We start from the raw sequence: 3,629 nt of genomic DNA, 5'->3' as shown, positions 1-3,629 counted from the left end.
TAATTTTATCAGAAGTGGTCCTTATTTTTTATTTAAAATAATCAAAGCCGGTGAAATTTTACTTATCGTAAAATTTCACCGGCTTTTCATTTCAGAGGTGGGTTTTGTCCCAGCCTCTTTTATGTCGAATTTGTAGATAAAAAAGAGTGTATTTTTATATAGCATTGAACCAATTTCCAATTTTTGATATGGTTGATTTTGTAAAGGGAATATATTCCATTTACGAAGCCTCGTAACCTCCTAGACCCTACTTAATATACCGCTAAGTAAGACACCTCATTCTTTAATTAAATTCGCTAAAGAAAGGAAGATATCAATGAAAAAATTATTTACCTCTATTTTAACAGTAGTCTTATTATTTAGTATGGTTGGAAGTGTTTTTGCAGAAAGCAAGAAGGTTAATTATGAATACTCAACAGCATTGGTAAAAGCTGTCCAATTAGATGAAAAATTCGTCGGAGCTGTTGGAGTGGATGGAGAATTTCTTTTTTTAGATCAGCAGAAAGCAATTGAAAATGGTATTTCAACCGATAAAATAAAAGAAGCAAAAGAAAAAATTAAAGACTATAATAAAATTACCAAAGATGCTCTGGAAATTACACCCTTATTAACTTTCGTTGGAAATCAAATTCAATTCGATGAAATAGAAGCGGAGGAAAAGGGAGTTTCAAAGGAACTCATAAACGCAACAAAAAGTGATATAGAAAAGATTAATAAAGCATCAGAAGGTATCTTTAGTATCGCTGCTTGTGACGGATCAAATAAGTATGTAGATCGTTGGTATGGTTATGATACGTACTTCGATAGTTGTAATGCTAATAAACTTATAGGTTATCTGACAATTGGAGCAGGGATTACTACAATTGCTGCTGCAATAACTGCGTTTATAGCACCTCCAGTGGGGCTTGCTGTCGGCATTGCTGCTGGCTTAATTGGTATAGGCGCGGGTGCGTTGACAGTTGCTAATGCAAACGGATGTGGAATTTTAATAAGATGGTCTTTTGATAAACCAATCTGGACAGGTTCACAATGTTAATAATTAGAAATTAAAGGAGAGAAAAAAGGTGTCTGTTTTCTTAATAGCAAAAATACTTGGCGGTATTGCATTTGTGTTGATTCTAATCAAAACTTTATTCTTTAATACAGAGAAGAAAAAAGAAGATAAGTATCTAATTTACACACTTCTTCTAATTATCATTTCTGTTAACATTTCAATCTGGGTTATTGCAGCAACTAATTCCTAAAATAAAAAGAAAGGTGGATCCGGTTTAAGGGAGTCCACCTCAATTAAAAAATCACATATCCAATTGGATATGTGATTTAATTTATTAATATAATATATACTTAAATTCAAAATCATAGTCTTCATAATTACTTATTTTTGATAAGTAGTTTTCAATTTCTGATTGAAAACATTTATAACGTTGATTCCAGAATCCATTTTCATCTGTTCCCCAAACAAATAATGTTCCAAACACTTCTCCACTTTCTTCACGATAATTAATTGAAGACAATCTATTATTATCACTTAATATTTCTAACACTTCATCTCTAAAATCCCAACCACTCAATAAGTTACCTTTACTCTGTAAGTCGTTTAATAAATTATAAATTTTATGAACAAATATCTTACTTACTTCTAGCTCTTCAAATATTATTGTTTTGGATGCTAATCGAAATACTAGTTCGTCGTAACTTGATAATAATTTTATTCGATCAATTCTATAAATCTTATCGAAAATGACTATTTCTTGAGGTGTGTCAATTATAAAATCTACATCAACATTACTTATGCATTCACCGGTAATATCTGACCCACCACTTAACTTATTAGCAATCACATCAACAATTTGTATTTGTTTCATTTCCTTTTTATTCATAGTATTTCTCCTTTTTGATATATTAATAGTTTCCAAACATTAATCAAGTAATTAAAAGCAGCGACTCTGAATTCAACTACCTCATAAAATATTTTTTTAACTGTTTTCCTATCCAATAACCCATATGAACAGGTACGGCATTTCCTATTTGTCTATATGCATCATTGTCTGTCCCTTCAAATTCAAACCAATCTGGAAAACCTTGAAGCCTAGCATATTCAATACGTGAATAAGGTCTAATTGATTTTCCATCATTAATTAATCGAGTAGAACGATCTTTGGCATAGTGTGCTACACATGTAGGAGCTATCCCATCCAAATCTGTTATAATTGGCTTATCCCGATAATTACCTTCTAAACGTTTTTTAACATAATTAGGAGTGTATACTTCAGTACCCACATCAATAATGTCACGCATTTTTATCGGATTACACTCAGGGTATTCTAAGTTATCAAAAGGTTTTTTTGTTCCAATTACTATTAATCTTTTTCTCTCTTGAGGTAGCCACATATTAGCATTTACTGGACATTCAACCCGTACATAGTAGTTAGGAAGTCTTGTCATACATTCCATAACAACTTGAAATTTTTTCATACCAGGAACATTTTCTATTACATATGCTTCAGGTTGAGCTAAAGCAATATGTCTAAAAAAGTGAAGAAATAAATCATCACCAGTTCGTGTACCATGAATATCAGCGATATTACTATATTTAGTACATGGAAATGTACCAATATAAATATCAGCATCTTGTTGATCTAATACAGTTATTTTAGTTATATCAACTTCACTAACTTTATGAGTAAAGTTTTTTCTTAGCGTTGCACAAGCTTTTCGGTCAATTTCAAAAGATTCTACAATCTCAATACCAGCCATAGTCATCGCTAGATCTATGCCACCCGCCCCGCTAAAGTAGCTTTTCGCAGTAATCATCTTATCCACCGCCCATATTTATCTTAAACATTTTGATTGAGGTGTTCCCATAAATTAAAGGCAAATCTTCTAGCTGTACCTAAACACAGCAGAACATCGCCTTAGTAAATTCTTATTCAACATTCTCTTTGATAGCAGTCAACATGGATGAATCCTAATTTCCCGCTATTATCATAATCAAACCAACCACCTTTAGTTGTTTGATCGTCCGTTGATATTCGCTCATCACATACCGAACAGCACCATGAGTCTGCGGACGTAATTGATAACCCTTCCACGCACCAACCTGTTTTTATGCTAGTTTTAGCCATGTATTTTCCCTTTTCAGTACATACATTTTAATAACTACAAACAACAAAATCTTTCACATTCGTTTGTGTTGGAACAAGAATTAATTTTTCGTTAGATTACTAATCTCTTCCTCCATTTTTAAAATGATTTCTTCTTGTGAAGAATACGGAAACGAAAAACCTGGTCTATTTTTTCTATTAATGGCTAAGTAAACTCCTTTTGGCCTACCTTCTTTACCTTGGATACTATGGTAAATAGTGCTTTCTTGAAAACTAACATCAAAAGATAGAGATTCATTTACGGTAATCAGTAAATGGTAACTCTTTATATATTCACGTATCTTTACACAATATCCATTTTTATTTGCCCATTTATTTACCTTCGTTAATTTACTCATTACTGTTGTGTATGGCAAAATAAAAATGCAGAGCTTTGCAAAGGAAAAATGCAGAGTCCTTCACTAATTTTGTGCAAAAAAAATAGACTTGCCAGTCACCCCAAGTCCCCGCTACATTAATTGTGTC

The 3,629-nt window shown here is 32.2% G+C and carries 5 protein-coding genes; 2 read left to right on the top strand and 3 right to left on the bottom strand.

Going from position 1 to position 3,629, the window contains the following annotated elements; all coding sequences use genetic code 11:
- Positions 1 to 316 precede the first annotated feature (316 nt).
- Positions 317 to 1,036 carry a hypothetical protein gene (locus EC501_RS18160; RefSeq protein ID WP_122973742.1) on the top strand — a complete coding sequence of 240 codons (720 nt, stop codon included), beginning with the start codon at positions 317 to 319 and terminating at the stop codon, positions 1,034 to 1,036.
- A gap of 28 nt (positions 1,037 to 1,064) precedes the next feature.
- Positions 1,065 to 1,244: a hypothetical protein gene (locus EC501_RS18155; protein WP_122973741.1), complete on the top strand. Its 180-nt coding sequence runs from the start codon at positions 1,065 to 1,067 to the stop codon at positions 1,242 to 1,244.
- A gap of 84 nt (positions 1,245 to 1,328) precedes the next feature.
- On the opposite strand, the gene EC501_RS18150 is transcribed toward EC501_RS18155, so the two are convergent.
- The 3 genes from EC501_RS18150 to EC501_RS18140 form a co-directional block, all read right to left on the bottom strand.
- Positions 1,329 to 1,880: a hypothetical protein gene (locus EC501_RS18150; RefSeq protein WP_122973740.1), complete on the bottom strand. Its 552-nt coding sequence runs from the start codon at positions 1,878 to 1,880 to the stop codon at positions 1,329 to 1,331.
- A gap of 76 nt (positions 1,881 to 1,956) precedes the next feature.
- Entirely contained in the window at positions 1,957 to 2,814 is an 858-nt protein-coding gene (locus tag EC501_RS18145; protein ID WP_122973739.1) for a DNA cytosine methyltransferase, read from the bottom strand.
- A 116-nt stretch (positions 2,815 to 2,930) separates the two neighbouring features.
- Positions 2,931 to 3,125, bottom strand: coding sequence for a hypothetical protein (locus EC501_RS18140; protein ID WP_122973738.1), 195 nt, complete (start codon positions 3,123 to 3,125; stop codon positions 2,931 to 2,933).
- Between the last annotated feature and the right edge of the window lie 504 nt (positions 3,126 to 3,629).

Source organism: Lysinibacillus halotolerans, assembly GCF_003711845.1.
In the GTDB taxonomy this organism is placed as follows: domain Bacteria; phylum Bacillota; class Bacilli; order Bacillales_A; family Planococcaceae; genus Ureibacillus; species Ureibacillus halotolerans.
This window is presented reverse-complemented; position numbering and strand designations above follow the sequence as displayed.